General features: G+C 34.1%; 20 protein-coding genes and 1 pseudogene. 13 read left to right on the forward strand and 8 right to left on the reverse strand.

Going from position 1 to position 15,849, the window contains the following annotated elements; genetic code table 11:
- Positions 1-5 precede the first annotated feature (5 nt).
- Together ACJMLO_RS00615 and ACJMLO_RS00620 are read left to right on the forward strand one after the other, a co-directional pair.
- Positions 6-782, forward strand: coding sequence for an alpha/beta hydrolase (locus ACJMLO_RS00615; RefSeq protein ID WP_405292901.1), 777 nt, complete (start codon positions 6-8; stop codon positions 780-782).
- Between the two features lie 8 nt (positions 783-790).
- Positions 791-1,150 carry a hypothetical protein gene (locus ACJMLO_RS00620; protein ID WP_405292903.1) on the forward strand — a complete coding sequence of 120 codons (360 nt, stop codon included), beginning with the start codon at positions 791-793 and terminating at the stop codon, positions 1,148-1,150.
- Positions 1,151-1,157: 7 nt separating this feature from the next.
- Here the strand turns inward: ACJMLO_RS00620 and ACJMLO_RS00625 are convergent, their stop codons facing one another.
- Entirely contained in the window at positions 1,158-1,454 is a 297-nt protein-coding gene (locus tag ACJMLO_RS00625; RefSeq protein ID WP_405292905.1) for a putative quinol monooxygenase, read from the reverse strand.
- Positions 1,455-1,582: 128 nt separating this feature from the next.
- On the opposite strand from ACJMLO_RS00625, the gene ACJMLO_RS00630 reads away from it, so the two are divergent.
- The 5 genes from ACJMLO_RS00630 to ACJMLO_RS00650 all read left to right on the forward strand — a co-directional run bounded on the left by ACJMLO_RS00630 (position 1,583) and on the right by ACJMLO_RS00650 (position 6,132).
- Positions 1,583-3,202: a CTP synthase gene (locus tag ACJMLO_RS00630; RefSeq protein WP_405293009.1), complete on the forward strand. Its 1,620-nt coding sequence runs from the start codon at positions 1,583-1,585 to the stop codon at positions 3,200-3,202.
- Positions 3,203-3,296: 94 nt separating this feature from the next.
- Positions 3,297-4,166 carry a prepilin peptidase gene (locus ACJMLO_RS00635; RefSeq protein ID WP_405292907.1) on the forward strand — a complete coding sequence of 290 codons (870 nt, stop codon included), beginning with the start codon at positions 3,297-3,299 and terminating at the stop codon, positions 4,164-4,166.
- A complete protein-coding gene (locus ACJMLO_RS00640) occupies positions 4,166-4,597 on the forward strand; it encodes a class III signal peptide-containing protein (RefSeq protein ID WP_405292909.1) in 432 nt (143 codons plus the stop codon). Before ACJMLO_RS00635 ends, ACJMLO_RS00640 begins: the two co-directional genes overlap by 1 nt.
- Before the next feature lie 34 nt (positions 4,598-4,631).
- The gene (locus ACJMLO_RS00645; RefSeq protein WP_405292911.1) at positions 4,632-5,450 is read left to right on the forward strand and encodes a hypothetical protein; all 819 of its coding nucleotides are present in this window, start codon (positions 4,632-4,634) and stop codon (positions 5,448-5,450) included.
- Position 5,451: 1 nt separating this feature from the next.
- A complete protein-coding gene (locus ACJMLO_RS00650; protein ID WP_405292913.1) occupies positions 5,452-6,132 on the forward strand; it encodes a TIGR00289 family protein in 681 nt (226 codons plus the stop codon).
- Here ACJMLO_RS00650 and ACJMLO_RS00655 read toward each other — a convergent pair whose 3' ends face one another.
- The 3 genes from ACJMLO_RS00655 to ACJMLO_RS00665 are packed head-to-tail and all read right to left on the reverse strand — an operon-like array spanning position 6,133 to position 7,810.
- The gene (locus tag ACJMLO_RS00655; protein WP_405292915.1) at positions 6,133-6,672 is read right to left on the reverse strand and encodes a nucleoside monophosphate kinase; all 540 of its coding nucleotides are present in this window, start codon (positions 6,670-6,672) and stop codon (positions 6,133-6,135) included.
- A gap of 5 nt (positions 6,673-6,677) precedes the next feature.
- The gene (locus tag ACJMLO_RS00660; RefSeq protein ID WP_405292917.1) at positions 6,678-7,415 is read right to left on the reverse strand and encodes a 4-phosphopantoate--beta-alanine ligase; all 738 of its coding nucleotides are present in this window, start codon (positions 7,413-7,415) and stop codon (positions 6,678-6,680) included.
- Between the two features lie 11 nt (positions 7,416-7,426).
- A complete protein-coding gene (locus ACJMLO_RS00665; protein ID WP_405292919.1) occupies positions 7,427-7,810 on the reverse strand; it encodes a hypothetical protein in 384 nt (127 codons plus the stop codon).
- Between the two features lie 335 nt (positions 7,811-8,145).
- On the opposite strand from ACJMLO_RS00665, the gene ACJMLO_RS00670 reads away from it, so the two are divergent.
- From ACJMLO_RS00670 to ACJMLO_RS00685, 4 genes are all read left to right on the forward strand, one after another.
- A complete protein-coding gene (locus tag ACJMLO_RS00670) occupies positions 8,146-9,189 on the forward strand; it encodes a ribonuclease H-like domain-containing protein (RefSeq protein ID WP_405292921.1) in 1,044 nt (347 codons plus the stop codon).
- On the forward strand, positions 9,179-10,708 hold the full coding sequence (locus ACJMLO_RS00675) for a HEAT repeat domain-containing protein (protein ID WP_405292923.1): 1,530 nt from the start codon (positions 9,179-9,181) through the stop codon (positions 10,706-10,708). The genes ACJMLO_RS00670 and ACJMLO_RS00675 overlap by 11 nt, the downstream gene beginning before the upstream one ends.
- A gap of 210 nt (positions 10,709-10,918) precedes the next feature.
- Positions 10,919-11,947 carry a M42 family metallopeptidase gene (locus ACJMLO_RS00680; protein WP_405292925.1) on the forward strand — a complete coding sequence of 343 codons (1,029 nt, stop codon included), beginning with the start codon at positions 10,919-10,921 and terminating at the stop codon, positions 11,945-11,947.
- A 79-nt stretch (positions 11,948-12,026) separates the two neighbouring features.
- Positions 12,027-12,890, forward strand: a complete 864-nt coding sequence (locus ACJMLO_RS00685) for a hypothetical protein (RefSeq protein ID WP_405292927.1) — start codon at positions 12,027-12,029, stop codon at positions 12,888-12,890.
- Positions 12,891-12,898: 8 nt separating this feature from the next.
- On the opposite strand, the gene tsaA is transcribed toward ACJMLO_RS00685, so the two are convergent.
- Positions 12,899-13,405: a tRNA (N6-threonylcarbamoyladenosine(37)-N6)-methyltransferase TrmO gene (tsaA, locus tag ACJMLO_RS00690; RefSeq protein WP_405292929.1), complete on the reverse strand. Its 507-nt coding sequence runs from the start codon at positions 13,403-13,405 to the stop codon at positions 12,899-12,901.
- A 136-nt stretch (positions 13,406-13,541) separates the two neighbouring features.
- On the opposite strand from tsaA, the pseudogene ACJMLO_RS00695 reads away from it, so the two are divergent.
- Together ACJMLO_RS00695 and ACJMLO_RS00700 are read left to right on the forward strand one after the other, a co-directional pair.
- Positions 13,542-13,748 (forward strand): annotated as a pseudogene (locus tag ACJMLO_RS00695) (molybdopterin-binding protein).
- A gap of 17 nt (positions 13,749-13,765) precedes the next feature.
- Positions 13,766-13,972 (forward strand): molybdopterin-binding protein, encoded by a 207-nt coding sequence (locus tag ACJMLO_RS00700; protein WP_405292931.1) that lies wholly within the window; start codon positions 13,766-13,768, stop codon positions 13,970-13,972.
- 140 nt (positions 13,973-14,112) lie between these two features.
- Here ACJMLO_RS00700 and ACJMLO_RS00705 read toward each other — a convergent pair whose 3' ends face one another.
- From ACJMLO_RS00705 to ACJMLO_RS00715, 3 genes are read right to left on the reverse strand one after another with little or no spacing between them, the layout of a single operon-like run.
- Positions 14,113-14,550 (reverse strand): molybdenum cofactor biosynthesis protein MoaE, encoded by a 438-nt coding sequence (locus tag ACJMLO_RS00705; protein WP_405292933.1) that lies wholly within the window; start codon positions 14,548-14,550, stop codon positions 14,113-14,115.
- 34 nt (positions 14,551-14,584) lie between these two features.
- Positions 14,585-15,118 (reverse strand): nicotinamide-nucleotide adenylyltransferase, encoded by a 534-nt coding sequence (locus tag ACJMLO_RS00710; RefSeq protein ID WP_405292935.1) that lies wholly within the window; start codon positions 15,116-15,118, stop codon positions 14,585-14,587.
- A 4-nt stretch (positions 15,119-15,122) separates the two neighbouring features.
- Positions 15,123-15,833 (reverse strand): hypothetical protein, encoded by a 711-nt coding sequence (locus ACJMLO_RS00715; RefSeq protein WP_405292937.1) that lies wholly within the window; start codon positions 15,831-15,833, stop codon positions 15,123-15,125.
- Between the last annotated feature and the right edge of the window lie 16 nt (positions 15,834-15,849).

A 15,849-nucleotide genomic window follows, 5' to 3' on the forward strand; every position in this document is an offset into this window, starting at 1 on the left:
TAACTATGGTATTGTTTAGAGGAGATATAAAGTGCAAAAGCTTACAGAGACGTACATCAATTAGTGTGATTTTGCCTGCAGACAACATTCATTTTCTGCAGGATGTGGAGGAAATCGTTCCGCAGCCATATAAAACACTGTATCTGCTTCATGGACTGTATGGCAGTGACGATATTTTTCTGGCAAACACTTCCATCCAGAAATTTGCCGAGGACAATGGGATAGCTATAGTAATTCCATGTGGTGAAAACAGTTTTTATGTTGATAATGTTAATGCTCATGCATATTATGGTGAATATGTGGGTCAGGAACTCTTGGACATTACAAGAAACATATTTCCGCTTTCACACAAGCGTGAAGATACATATATTGCAGGTTTTTCAATGGGAGGTTATGGTGCAATCAGAAACGGCTTGAAATACAATCAGAATTTCTCAAAAATCGGAATGATTTCAGCGGCACTGATTACTGAGGACATCGTTAACTATACTGATGACGGTAATGTCCTGCGTTCCAGAGATTTCTATGAATCCATTTTTGGAAATTTGGATAAAATTAAGAATTCAGATATGGATCCCAAGTATCTCGTTGAAAACTGTGAAGACATTCCGGATATCTTTATGGCCTGCGGTATCGATGATTTTCTATTTGAGAAAAATGTTGATTTTTATGGGTTTTTAAATGACAGTAACGTTGATGCCACTTTTGTTCGTGCTGAAGGCGAGCATACATGGGAATTCTGTGATGAGCATATAAAAGAATTCATTAAAACACTGATTTAGGTGAAATTATGAAATGTCCAAATTGCGGTAACGAGTTGGATGAAGACAACTATTGCGACCAATGCATTGAATTTTTCAATGATTCGGATGATTTTGACTTTGAGGAAGAGCCCGATTACGATTCCATGGTAAACAACGGCCAGGAAATATGCCTTAATTGCACATATTGGAGCGTAAGTCCATATGGTAGCGCTCATGGAATGTACTGCAGAAGGGGCAACGGACAAACGGAACCTGACGATACCTGTTTTGACTTTGTACAGTCACATCACTTTGCCAATTATGGTGATGAAGGCCAGTTTCAGTTTGATGAAACATCTAGAGACATTTCCAATAAATTATATAACTGGAAAAACAGCAGATATTGAAGAAAAATTAATTTCCTTCAATTTCTTCGCCAACAATAAGTTTGATGTCTAATGGTGCGGTCAGGGATTCTTTAATATTTTCACCAAATTCAATGAATTCTGGTGTTTGCATATGCGCTTCTAGTGATTCTTTGCTTTTCCACTTTTCAATGAAGATTAATGAATCATCCAACATATCTTGATATAAATTATATGATATGTTGCCTTCATGAGTTCTTGAAGCATTGATTAGTGCCTCGGCCTGTTTAATCACTTCATCTTTTTTTTCTTCTTTTACAGGTAAATTTGCGTTAACGATAATCATTTTATCACCTTTATTAAATTAGAATTAAAAATATTTTAACATATTAATTTTGTCATTTTCAGTGCAATTTTCACATCAGATTAAATTTTTATATACAATGAGATACTAAAATTATAAATGTAATTTTTATTAAGGAGAGGATTTTTCTGACAAAATATATTATAATAACTGGTGGGGTAGTTAGTTCCATAGGCAAGGGTATCACCTCTGCATCTATGGGAAGAATTTTAAGGTCATATGGTTTAAAAGTTTCAGCTATTAAAATAGACCCTTATTTGAATTGGGATTCTGGAACACTCAATCCATATCAGCATGGTGAGGTATTCGTGACTTCTGACGGTATGGAAACCGACCTGGACCTTGGACACTACGAAAGATTTTTGGATGTAGAACTTAAGGGACTAGCCAACATTACAACAGGTAAGGTTTACGAATCCGTAATCGCCAAAGAGCGTGAAGGAGGATACCTTGGAGAATGTGTACAGGTTATTCCACACATCACCAACCGTATAAAGGAAATGATTAGAATGACATCTGAAAGTGATGATTATGATGTGGTTTTAATCGAACTTGGAGGTACTGTTGGGGATATTGAAAGTCAGCCTTTCCTTGAAGCATTAAGACAACTCAGAAATGAGGAAGGTCGTGAAAATGTTATGTTTGTCCATGTTACATTTATTCCCTACCTAAATGCAGCTGGAGAATTCAAAACCAAACCTACCCAACACTCAACAAAGGAACTGCGAAGTGTCGGTATAAATCCTGATGTCATTGTATGCAGATCACAGGTGCACATTGATGATGCACTTCTCGCAAAGGTTGCACACTTCTGTGATGTGGACGTCAATGCAGTAGTCAATACTCCTGATGCGGGAACAATCTATGAGGTTCCTCTGGTTCTTGAAGAAAAAAATATTGGTGAGCTGATCGTTAATAGAATTGGTCTTGATATTGAAGCTGATTCGTCTAAATTGGACGATTGGGCAGAAATTGTTGAATCCTTAAGAATTAAAGACCCTCAGGTTACAATCGGTATTGTTGGAAAATATGTGGAACTTGAAGATTCATACATCAGTATCCGTGAATCTCTTTTGCATGCAGCTGCAAGCATCGGTGTAAAGGCAAATATTGAATATTTGAGTTCCGATGTTGATAAGATAGATTCCGAATCTTTAAAAGGGTTTGACGGTATTTTGATACCTGGAGGTTTTGGAGAGCGTGGTTTTGAAGGAAAACTCGATGCCATTGACTATGCAATTGAAAACAATGTGCCTTTATTTGGAATATGTCTTGGAATGCAGTCTATGGTAACTCAATTTGCAAGAAGAAACGGTTATCCTGAAGCAAACAGTTCCGAATTCGATGATAATCTTGAATTCCCTGTTATTGACATGATGGAAGAGCAAAAGAAAATCAAAAACATGGGAGGAACCATGCGTTTAGGTTCATATGATTGCAAAATCATTGAAGGAACAAAAACTCATGAGGCTTATGGTGAAATTGATATTGAAGAACGTCACAGACATAGATATGAGTTTAACAATGATTTCAGAGATGATTTGCAGGATAAAGGTTTAATTATTTCAGGAACAAGTCCTGATGACTTTTTAGTAGAAATTGTTGAATTGCCAGATCATCCTTGGGCTATTGGTTGTCAGTTCCATCCGGAATTCAAATCAAGACCTAATAGGCCACACCCATTATTCAAATCATTTTTAGAAGCTATTTATGAGTTTTCTAAAAATTAATTTTTCTATTTTTATTACAATTTCATATTCTAAAATCAATTTAATGAGTTCATTTTCTATCTAATTAATATATTTTGAGTTAAATAGTACTATTATGATTTTAAGTACTTTATTTTTGATTCAAATAATTATAACAATACTATTTTGTATTTTGGCAGCAATTTTCGATATTAAAAAGAATTTTGTTCCGGAGAAGTTAACATATGTGTTGCTGTTTTTCGGACTCATTTCAAACATGATTTTGTCATTGATTTCAAATAACATTAAATTCATTTTAGCCTCGATTATTTCAATGACTATCACATATGCTATAACTTATCTGCTGTGGAAATTAAAAATGTGGGGTGGTGGTGATGTAATGCTGTTCACTGCTATCGCTACAGTCATACCAAATGGTCTCAACATTGATTTTTTGAATATTTTTCCCCAATTGTCAATCTATCCATTTGCATTTAGCGTTGTTGTAAACAGTATTCTGGTTTCATTTCCGTTTTTGATGATATTTTTCATTACGCTAATCATTAAAAATGAGATATTTAAAAATCATCCTACTCACTTAATCACTCTTTTGAATATAGGAAATTTAAGAAACCTTATACACTCAACATTAAACAAGACTATTCCAATTAATGATTTGGAGGAAGGAAATATTGTAAATGATTATTATTTTGACGATGAGTATATCATTGAATTAATCAGTGATCTTGATGGGAACCTGGAGGTATTCAGGAGCAAGAATGAAATTGAATCTAAGTATTATTTTAAGTCAATAAGTGCTGGAGGAATTACAAGGGAGGACATGTTTCTAATTAAGATAATGAGTGCTCAGGGGTATATAGGCAAGGACATCTCCATCAAAATCACATTTCCATTTGCTCCGGCCATATTTGTTGGTTTGATTATTTCAATATTTTTCGGCGATATCATGATGCTGTTTACAAAAAATGTCTTTTTGGTGATATGATGGTTGATGAGAGAGGACAGGTGGCTTTGGAGTATATCCTTATATTTACAATTTCATTAATTCTTCTAATCGTTTTTACATTGCCTTTGGTTGAATTTACGATTGGAAACACATTGGATGTTTCAGATACTTTGGATGTTAAGTCTGATTTGTCAAAAATCGCTCAGGCAATAGGTGAAGTTTATGGACAGGGCCAGGGTTCAAAACAAAGGATGGTTATAATCTCTCAAAGGGATTTTAAAGCAACGATTACAGACAGTCATGTTTCATCTAATTTGAAACTTAATGACGGTTCAAGTAAGAATATCCGAGTCGATGTCAAATCGAATTTGGTAAAATCATCAATTTCCATAAATAAAGGGGAAAATATAATAATTGTTGAATGGCCTGAAAATAGTGAAAATATGCAAATTTATACAAAATTATTTTAACTATTATTTTTTAATATCTAAATATAATAGTTAAATGGCGTGTGAATTTATGGATATTGTTACAACAATTATTTATATTGTTTTATTTATTATAATGATGGCTTTTGTCTTTTCAATTGGAATGTTGAAACACTACATGCCCAAACGTGAAGTGATTTTAGTGCTTTTTGTAGCATTCCTAATCGGTTCAGTAGGAGGAGCTTTCTTTTTAGAGCCTATTTATGAGGAGCTGCCGAATATGGCCAGTGTTGTTGAAAAGAATATGCCAAATAATGAAGAGACATTATATCTTGATTTGTCTTCTTCTGTTGATACAAATGAATTGCGAAATGTCTTGTCTGGCATGAAGGGTTTCAAATCATTTGATGAAACTTCCATTTCGATTCCGATGTGGTCCTTTAATGAGCAGGAGCATGAATATTTTGATTCGATTGTCGGCAATATTGACAGCCACTATAAGGATTACAATGTAACCTCAGACAGAATCAACATTGAACTTGAGGAGAACTATACTTCTTCTGAAGCTTTGAAAACATTTTCGGACTGGTATAAATTGGTATATGGAGAAACACTCTCATATGCTCAAATTCAGGCAGTTTTAGTTGTTGATTCATATGAGTTAGAGAGCTTTGAACAGGCTCTGCTCGATAAGGGTATCGTTGCAAGCCATATCGATGGCCCTATTCAGGACAGTATCAACAATACAAATTCTTCAATGCTTTCAAACGTGCAGTTTGTTCTTGTTTGTGGAGGAGTAGGAGTTATTGTGGCATTAATTGGAATCTATATGGATTCCGTTGTTCCGGCTTATAGAAGATTTAACAAGTTTATGAATACCAAGCGCAAAAGATAATATGGATGTTGCTATTTTATTTTCAGGCGGTAAAGACAGTACGATGGCATTGTATTCTGCCTTGGAAGCGAAAGAAGATGTCAGATATCTTCTTTCAATAAAATCAAAAAATGATGAATCTTACATGTTTCATGTTCCCAATATTCATATTACTGATTTGCTTTCACAGGCGCTGGATATTCCCATAATGTCTGTTGAAACTGAAGGCATTAAGGAAGAGGAACTGCAAGATTTAAAAAAGGCATTCATTGAACTTAAAGATTTGGGTGTTGAAGCCATATATACCGGTGCGCTTTATTCTGTTTACCAAAAGTCTAGAATTGAAAAATTGGGATCTGAAATCGGATTGAAAATTATTTCTCCCTTTTGGCATGTTGATGAGCTTGAATATATGAGAAAAATAGTCTCTTTAGGTTTTAAAGTTATTGTCTGCGGTGTTGCTGCCTGGGGTCTGGATGAATCATGGCTTGGAAGGGTGATTGATGATGAATGCATTGACGATATTTTAAAACTTAATGAAAAATATCAAGTGGATATCGCTTTTGAAGGTGGGGAAGCAGAAACTCTGGCTGTTGATGGGCCAATTTTTAAAAAAAGGATTAAAATCTTAAAATATAGAAAGGAATGGCATCTTGACAGTGGTGTTTTCATTATCGAAGATGCTGTTTTGGAAGAAAAATAGTTAGAGTCCTATTTCTTCAAGTGTTTTCCTAATTTCTTCAATATAACTTTCTAAATCACTTTCATTGATAATCAGTTTATCTGAAAGTGAAATTACGGTTCCAATGCCGAAGCCAAGTTCGGTATCATCTCTTTTTTTAAATCCTGCGTAATCCTGTGAATCGTCTTCCCTCATTCTTTTCTGCAGTCTTTTAAACCTTATTTCAGGATTTGCAAAGATTGAGATAATTATAAAGTTATCAAAGTTTTCTTTAAACATGTCAACTTCAGGAGGGCTTCTGATTCCCTCTACAAGGATGGCTTTTGTATTTCCTTCCTCTTGAAGCTTTTTTATCTTTTTGACAGTTAGTTCAGACACTATGTACTCACCGTGTTCGGCTCTTAAATTTTTAGCGGTTTCCTTTGTACTTTCGCCTCTTTTTTTGGCTTCTTCACGAATAATGTCTCCCATACTCACGATGATTGCGCCTTTTTCACAAGCCACATCGGAAACAAAACTTTTTCCAGAACCAGGTAAACCGGATACTCCCATTACTTGCATAATATTCACTCTTTTATTCTTATTTGTTCTAATGATTCCTTAATGTTTTCTTCATTATCAAATTCATTAACCAATTCCATCAACACTGTTTTGTCTTGTGTTTTTAGGTCTTCAGCTATTTTTGTCATAAACGGTATTGCCCGAACGATATTGTCCATAATTGAAACGTCAGACATTTTTGAAGTTCTTGAAAGCGGATTCAAATCAATGGTGATTATATTTTTACCGCTTTTCTTCAATATCTCTGCTCTGTCCCCATCTTCGAGAGGAATCAATATTGTATCGGCACTGTATATTCCAGATTTGCTGGCTGAAGATCTGCTATTTTTTATTTCATTTAAATATTCAATATCATCATCTAATGTACCTAAAATTTCATCATATCCATGATCTTTATATATCTGAGTTATAATTTTCACTCTATCGTCAGTTCTGTAAAACAAATTGATTTCAATTTTTGCATCAACACTTTTGGCCAGCTCAATAATTTCATCACATGCAAGGGCGGTAGCATTTCCATTGACTGAAATCACGGGATTATTTGATAGAAGCAGTGCCGCAACTGCAACATACATGGCTCTTTTTGCAGGATAAGTTGTTCTTTCACCAATCAGATAATCAAATGCTTCACCTCTGCCGTGAGCTATCATTCCGGAATCTGCCAGATATCCTTTTTTAGATGCCTGTACAATTTTATCTCTTAAAAGTAATGATTCATATCTAGGATGTGATTTTGGTATCATAATTCATCTCCTTATTTCAAATCTATTGTCATTTGAGCTAAATATCCCAGTAATGTTGTAATCGATAAGGTAATTACCGTAATTGAAATGACATGTAAAGGGTAATCTCCAATGATAATGTTTGTTGTTTTAGGCAAAATGAAAATTAAAACATCCAAAATAATGTCTATTAGGATGAATATTACTCCAACGAGTATTCCTTCCGCAACTTCATTGGATTCAATGTTTCTGATGTATAGGATTCCAAAAAATCCAGTTACAACTATTGTAATTATGGGAACAATGATATTGACACGGGGGAGATTTGAGGTAAAAATCGGATTGAAAATCTCCGTTAGAATTGAGTTTATTGCCCATATTAAAATTCCATAAAGTATAGCTAATTTTAATTTCATTTTAAAACCTAAAATATTACTTAATAATATCTTTTGGTTTAAAATATTAAATACTTTTCTAAGTCTAATTATCTGTTTAAGAATCGGTATTTCAAAAAAAGTTTGGGATGGTTAGGTAGATAATTAATTAAAATTAACTACCTAACGACTTGTTTTTACAAGCTTTAGAGAAATGAATTTTAAAATTTGGCTGTTTAATCTATCTCTCTGGCTACTATGTAGCCAATTATATATTATGATTTAGACATATATAAATGTTATTGTATTTTATAAAAATTCAAGTATACTTTATTAAAAAACTATATATTCAATGAATTAATAAAGTTTAATTGATTATGCAAGATTATAATTTTGAGGAATATTTAAAAAGAGTGTTGTCAAATTCGATAAGTTCTCAAAATCCCTCTGAAGAAGCAAAAAAGAGGGCAATGAAGCTATCTCCCTCATATTACAATGATTTAAAAGAGAAACTTTTAATTGAATATGAAAATAAATCATTAAAAGATGTCATGGACTGCAGAATTTCTTCCTGTTCCTTTGGGGAAGTTTTAAAGATAACCAAAAAAGAAAAGATTAATTTTGATATTGGAGACAATAATTTTAAAGCTCAAATGAACCACAATCTAAAATTGCTTCCGAAAATCGGTCTTAAAACTGAAGAAAAGCTTAAGAACAATGGTTATGCAACAATAGAATCTCTAAAGGGTCATGATAAATATGGAGATGAGGCATCCAAATTCATGAAGAATCTTGATGAAATGTCCTTTTGTGAAATCATTGATGTGCTGGACAGCAACAGGTATTCAAAGAAATGCAGGGATAATGTATTGAAGAGTATAAGTCTGACTGATGAGGAGAACTTCAAATTCATGGATATTGAAACAAAAGGATTGTCAAACGTTCCCATAATATTGATTGGCGTTGCTGAAATCAAGGGAAATCAAATTGTGGCTTCACAATATTTTTTAAGGGACTATGGCGAAGAGGCAAACATTATTGATGCATATCTTTCTCATTTGGATGAGGATTCTGTTCATGTGACATTCAATGGAAAAACATTTGATATACCATTCATAAAAAATAGATGTAGGTACAATAGAATCGATGCGAACTTGGATTTGGCACACCTTGATTTGATGTATTTTGCAAAAAATCTTTGGGGAGATATCCTTCCGAATTGTCAGCTTCAGACAATTGAAAGAGAACTTTTTGGAATTGAACGTGAAGGAGATGTTCCTGGCCAATATATTCCGGGATATTATGACACATATCTGGAAAAAAATAATATAGGACCTGTTGTTCCAATAATAGAGCATAATGCACAGGATATAATTTCACTTGCAAGCTTTTTAGAAAAAATGTATAGGGATGTTAATTAAAATGGGATTATTCGACAGATTTAAAAAAAATGATGCTAAAAAGGAAAAGCCTAAAGAGAAGAATGTCATTCCGGATGATTTGGAAATTGATGATGATCAATTAATCTTAAAAGAAATAGCAACAAACAGCAAGGACAGATATGAGCGGGCGGCAGCAGCTGATCAAATTACAGACCAATATGTTGCATTGGACTTGTCAAAGAATATTAAGGATAGGGCCATAAGGCTGATAGCCATAAATAAAGTTAAGGATGAGAGGCTTCTTCTTGATGCGGCCCAAAATTCACAATTTTTCGACGTTAGAAGTTTTGCTTGGGAAAGGCTTGGAGAAAACAACAAATCAATTGCCGAAGTCGTAATCAATACAAAAAAGAATCCTCAGGTCGATGAGATATTTGAAAAGGTTGCTGATGAGGAAACTCTTGAATGGATTGCAATCGAAGCCCAGGACAAAAGATATAGGAACGCTTCAGTTGAAAAAATAGAGGATAGCGATGTGCTGTATGATTTGGTCTTTAAGGCAAAGGACAAATCAATAAGAAAATCATGCGTTGAAAAGGATTCTTTTGTCAGTGAAGACATGCTTCAAAAGGTTGCAATTGAAGATAAGGATGAATCAGTCAAGATGGCTGCCGTTGCAAAGATTGATGATGAGGATGCTCTGGCAAACATTGCACGCAGTGAGGACAATGCTAAAATAAGATCCATGATTTTTGATAAAATAGATAATGTGAATATCCTAAGGGACATTGCCCTGAATTCAGATAAGGCTGATGTAAGACTTGATTTGGTAAATCAATTGGATGATGAGGAACTGCTCACTCAAATTGCGCTGAATGATGAGGATAATGTTGTTAGAAGTGAAGCGGTTAAAAAGCTAAGTGATGAAAATGCACTGCTTGAGGTAATTTCATCCGACAGCGACAGATTCGTTCGCCAGATTGCCGTCAAAAATATAACTGACCCTAATGAATTGGTCAAAATTGCATTGAATGATGATGATCAGTTTGTTAGAAATCATGCCATTTCAAATCCCAATTTAACAAATGAAGATGATTTTACCTACATTGCAATCAACTCCACTCATGAGGATGTTGCTTTTGAAGCCTTAGGCCACATATCTGATGAGAAAAATTTCATTGACATCTTGAAGAATGCAAAAATAGAAACGGTCAGAAAAGCCACTCTCGATAATATTGATGATCTGGAGACATTGATTCGCATCGTACTTGCCAATGAGGATGAAGAATTTTCGCTTAAAGCATTGAACAAGATAAAAGTTGAAAAATGTCTATTTAAAATTTATGAGCAGGGAATATCTGAAAATATCTCTGTAAGGGCGGTTTCATTAATAAAAAATCAAAAGATGCTGACAGATATTGCAAGAGATGCATCCTCCTGGAAGGTCCGTGAAGTTGCAGTTAAAAAAATTGTAAGCAAAAAAGTGTTAAAGGACATTTCCATAAATGATGAAAATGAATATGTAAGGGAAGTTGCAAAAAAGAGAATGAATCTATAGCAGTCCTTCAGACTGCACTTGTAATTATTGCTTTTCTAGTCTCATGATAGCTATTCGGCAATCAGCATTTGCGGAAGTTCTTGATGAGTTGAAAATATTTCAGCAATTGACATGATGCTGTCCATAATGGCGTATGGGGCAATGATTTAGGAATTTTAAATAATGGAAACAATTTAATATTATTAAAACATAAAATTATTTGGTGATACGATGGAATTAATGAGAGAGCTATCTTTAGCACCGGGAGTATCCGGTAGCGAAGAGGAAATAGCCAAAATTATTACACGTGAATTAAAAGATGTAGCTAATACAATTGAAACTGATAGTATGGGAAACCTAATTGCCACTAAAAAAGGTGAAAAAAAGGCACCTACCGTAATGTTGGCTTCCCATATGGATGAAATTGGTTTGATGGTAAGATACATTGATGATAATGGATTTATTAAGTTTTCCACAATTGGCGGAATCAATGATCAGATGTTAATGAACCAAACCGTAACAGTTCACTCTTCCGTTGGAGAGCCTATTGTCGGTGTAATAGGTTCAAAACCTCCTCACGTAACCACTGCTGAGGAAAAAAACAAGGTTGTCAAATACACTGACATGTTCATCGACATCGGTGCAAAAGACAAGGAAGAAGCAGAAAAGATGGTGAGAATTGGAGATAAAATGACTTTCAACTCACTGTTTGAAGAATATCCTAATAATGTAGTTATGGGAAAGGCTTTAGACAATCGTGTAGGCTGTTATGTGATGATTGAAGTTTTAAAAAGAGTTAAAACCAGAGCAACTGTTTATGGAGTAGGTACTGTCCAGGAAGAGGTAGGTCTTAAGGGAGCTAAAACTTCTGCATTCAAATTGAACCCTGACCTTGCAATTGCACTTGATGTGACCTTATCCGGAGACCATCCTGGAATCAAGCCTGAAGAGGCACCTGTTGTAATGGGCAAAGGTCCTGCAATTATTTTAGCGGATGCAAGCGGAAGAGGAATTTTAACCCAGCAATCCGTCAAAGACATGCTCATTAAAGCGGGCGATGAAAATGATATTCCTTACCAATTGGAGGTAAGTGACGGCGGAACAACTGACGGAACTGCAATTCACTTGACCCGTGAAGGAATTCCAACCGGTGTTTTATCTGTTCCTACACGTTATATCCATACTCCTGTAAGCGTGTGCAGTATGGATGACGTTGAAAATACAATTAAACTAATCACTGAAGCTATAAATAACTTATAGCTTTTAATTTTTCTTTTTTTTTAAAAACATATAATATTTATATGAGAATACATTAAATTAAGTTGAAGGTGTTTTTGTCATGTGTAAAAATAATATTTCCATAATGATTATCAGTACAATTCCTGACATGTTTGCTGAACATTATTATTTCATCAAGGAAGTTTTTCCGCAATTGAAGGAAATATGCAGAAGCCATGATATTGATTTAAAGTACCATGACTTGTTCTTTACCCTGTCTGAAAAGGAATTTCAAAAATGCAGATCAATACATAAATATTTCAACTCAATAGATTCCGACAGAACTTTCTACATCTGTTTTAGAGGCCAAAAATTAGGTTGCGTTCCTACAAGTGAAGATATTGATAAAATGACCATACGGGAATATCCGGAACTTGTGGATTATATTGGAGATACATCATTTACTGAATTAACAGTAATGCATGCCATACATCCATTTAAAAAATGTGAAGATGATGATGTGCACTCATTGCCTCCGGTAAAGCATTCCCTGTTCTATTTTAGAAATGATGATTATTTGAATGAGTTGTCTGAATCCCAAAAGGATATCTATACCTGTGGGTCAAAATGCGATGATGAGTTTGTCCATGATTTGAAGCTTGCAATGGCCAAAGATTTGATTTTTCATGATAAGAGGGAATTCGACAAACTAAAAGAGAACATTTCAAATATTAATATTAGGCGTTATGATGGTAAATGGAATAATGATTTGGATTTGAAGGATATAATTGCTCAATATTGTGAGGAATATGTTAATGTGATTGATAAATCCATAGATGATTTGCCAGATTTTTATAAAGAATTATCCCTATCCGATTCAAAAGGCGGTTTTTATGATTTTAAATGTGAAGGCAAGTCTTTAAAGGATGTTATAATTGAGGATTTCATCAATGAGTTAAAATTGGAATTTCCTGAAAAGTTTTAAGAGATAGATTATTTGAATCTATCATCTGATTTTTGCGATTTTGCTTTCTGGTGCTTTGTTTCAAACCATCCTATTTTTAGCTCGTCAATTGTATCTTCGTATAACTGGGGAACATATGGTTTTATGTCAAGCAGTGGAGTTCCATCAAGAATATCGACATTTTCAATATAGACTGTATTTCCTTCGACTTTATTTATTTTGCATACGCTCATTCCAATGCGGTTAGGTCTTTTTGGTGATCTTGTTGCAAAAACGCCGTGGGTGTCGTTGTCCATGAAGGGTTTCACTTCAAGCATATATCCATTCACCTTATGAAGCAAATAGATTAGATGAATGTGTGAAAATCCGTCAAGGTCTTTTAGACCATCAATATATTTGTCTTTTATTTCTATTGTTCCCTTTATTCCTTTTGCTCCCGTAGGTTGGATTGGCATTCCTTCAACTTCATCAAATTGTGTGTGAATTGTGCCAATAGATTCGAGTTCGACTTTCATGTATATACATTTCACTTTCATCGGTTAAATATCTTTCATTTTCGATATGTAATAAATTAGGTAATCGATTAAAAAAGTCTTTATTTGCCTAAAAGCGAAACATTTATATACAATTCGATACAACATTATAGTGTCAAAACATACTGAGGTGAAAGATATGAAACTTAGTGCAAGAAATCAATTAAACGGAAAAATTACAAATGTTGAACTCGGAGCCGTCATGGCTAATGTTAAAATCGAAATTTCAGAACCTAATACTATTACTGCAGTTATCACTAAAGAGTCTGCTGAATAATTAGGTTTAAGTGAAGGAGATGACGTAACTGCAATCATCAAATCCACTGAAGTAATTATAGGTAAATAAAATTGATGGTGATCGATATGGAAATTAGTGCAAGAAATCAGTTAAAAGGTAAAATTGTTGGTGTGGACAAAGGTGCCGTAATGGCAAATATCAAAATCGAAGTTGCTGACCCTAATACTATTACTGCAGTTATCACTAAAGAGTCTGCTGAAAAATTAGGTTTAAGTGAAGGTGATGATGTTTGTGCAATCATCAAATCCACTGAAGTGATTATTGGGAAATAGGATTAAAATCCTATAAATCCTAATAATACTAAAATAACAAAAATAATAATTCCTGCTTTTAATAATGTCTTTAAATTTTTAATGATTGCATATATAATCAAAAACAATACGACTAGTTTTAAAATAAACATTATGGTCATTTAACCACCGGCTAAAATAGTTTTTGTACCTTCTTTTGAGATTTCTTCTTTTTTAAACTCAACATCATATTTTACAGTTTCAATAACTTCTTTTAGGGCATCAAGACTTTCTCCTCTGTGAGCGCCAAGAACTGCAACTAAAAATAACATATCTCCTGTGTAGAACTCTCCGATATAGTGTACAACAGATATTTCATGAACGTTATATTTGATTTTTGCATTTTCAACTATCTTTTCAATTTCCTTTAATGTTTTATCTTTATCTGGTGTAGATAAAATCAGCTTTTCCAGGTTCATGTTTTCTTCTTTTCCACGAACTATCCCTTCAAATGTGAAAATTGCACCTGAATAATCAACTTTAGTACTTTTCTTTAATTCAGCTATTAAATCAGCCATTGTAACTTTATCTTCTTTTGCTTCTATTACTCTTACTGTCATATTATAAACTCCAAAAATAATTATATAACTTATGTTATATATCACTTACTTCTTTTACTGATAAATTCTTAATTCTTTCAACACCATTAATTTCATCAATCAGTTCCACTGTTGCCTTCGGAACCAGTTCCTGCCAGTTTTCATCATTCAGTATTCTGCGTCTGACTTCTGTACCGGACAAATGCAAACGGTCATATAATGGAGGCTGGCGAACATCATATCCTTCTTCGCCAAAAAGCTGTTTGACCAATGGATTTCCGGAATAAACGATTGAAAAGGGTGGTGTCAACATTTTGACATGTGAAGCCCAAATCGCATTGAAGTTAATGTCCTGCATTGGGATGATATAGTATCTTGACGGATCGACATCCTTTTCAGCCAATGCCTGATTCATCATCACTATCCGCTCACCTGCGGTAAAAGGATCTTTTATCTCATGGCTGAGCTGGGCGCTGCCTATTCCTATGATAATTTCATCCACTTCATTCAAAACCTGTTTGATTACTTCCATATGTCCGTTATGGACTGGTTGCATTCTTCCAATTAAAATACCACGAACTTTTTGCATATTATCACGGGCTCAATCCATCTAAACTTCTAATTAAATTCTCGGCTGTTTTCTGTTTTTGAACTATTGCATCGGTAATGGAAGTCTCCATAAGTAATGTATTGACTCCTTTTTTCGCAATAGGTTTTGTAACCTTTTCGGGGCTGGTGCCCTCATCAAATTCATAATCTACAAGATTAACGTCATTGCTCAGCTTGGAAATGTATGAATTTACCTTTGCATTTTTTGGAGATAAGCTGAAAATGAAATTTGAATACTCATAATCCGGGTTTATCTCATGAACATCAACAACAACGAAAGGATTGTCTTTAACGATATTCGGAACAATGAATTTATTTGCCAATTCCTCTCCTGCCTCACGGGTATCGTCGTGTGAGGTAATGTTTGAATTGGTTTTGACATAATAGATTACATATTTTTTAGACAAGTTCTGAGTGCCGTTTTCCGAAGTGATATTGTAAATCGTTTTGTTTACCTCTTCGTGAATTTCATGTTCCCTTGGATGGACTCCAAGTATAATTCCGACCGTTTCATTTGAGGAGGTATTTCCCGCTACAATCTTGTAGACACTGCCGTTAACATTGCTTCCAATTTCAGTAACGTTATAGGTATTTTCAGGACTTCTGGTCACGTCGCCTATAATGATGGATAAGTTAATTATCACAATGACAATCAATATTATTAGCAGTATCTGATATTGAATTTTTTTATTCATAAAATGACCCAATTTC

This window comes from Methanobrevibacter sp. (assembly GCF_045120835.1).
Classification (GTDB): Archaea; Methanobacteriota; Methanobacteria; order Methanobacteriales; family Methanobacteriaceae; genus Methanocatella.